This is a genomic window from Halorubrum sp. SS7 (assembly GCF_005435055.1).
In the GTDB taxonomy this organism is placed as follows: domain Archaea; phylum Halobacteriota; class Halobacteria; order Halobacteriales; family Haloferacaceae; genus Halorubrum; species Halorubrum salinarum.
In genome coordinates, this window is record NZ_SGXV01000215.1 from 1 (window position 1) to 666 (window position 666).

Below are 666 nucleotides of genomic sequence, written 5' to 3' on the forward strand. Positions count from 1 at the left end.
CGATGCTGATCGTGACGATGGAGGGCGAGGGCGCCGCGGCCACCGGCGCCGCCGGCGAGGACGTGATCGACGCCCAGCTGGCGATGCAGACGCTGGGAGAACGGGCCGGCGGCGGCGAGTACCTCGTGTTCGGCGCGGGGGACATCAGCCACGAGATCACCAGTTCGATGACGGACAGCCTGCTGATCGTCGGGCCGCTGGCGGTCCTGTTCGTGCTGATCGCGCTCGCGGTCGCCTACCGCGACGTGCTCGACATCCTGCTGGGGCTGTTCGGCATCGGTGCCGTACTCGCGTGGACGTTCGGCTTCATGGGCTGGACGGACATCGCGTTCAACCAGATCTTCATCGCCGTCCCGGTGCTGTTGATCGGGCTGAGCATCGACTACGCGATACACATCTTCATGCGCCACCGCGAGGAGCGCGCCAACGGCGGCGGGGACGGGCCGCGAGGCTCGATGCGGACCGCGCTCGTCGGCGTCGGGATCGCGCTGCTCTACGTCACGGCGACCACCGTGATCGGATTCCTCTCGAACCTCACTAGCCCCGTGCCGCCGATCAGGGAGTTCGGGATCGTCAGCTCCGCGGGGATCACCGCGGCGCTGCTGGTGTTCGGCCTGCTGATCCCGGCGATGAAGGTCGAAGTCGACGACCTGCTCGAATCCCGCG

1 protein-coding gene is annotated in these 666 nt (G+C 68.2%); it reads left to right on the forward strand.

Going from position 1 to position 666, the window contains the following annotated elements; translation table 11 throughout:
- The coding region (locus EXE44_RS17695; protein WP_158293500.1) for an MMPL family transporter at positions 1-666 on the forward strand (666 nt) is incomplete at both ends.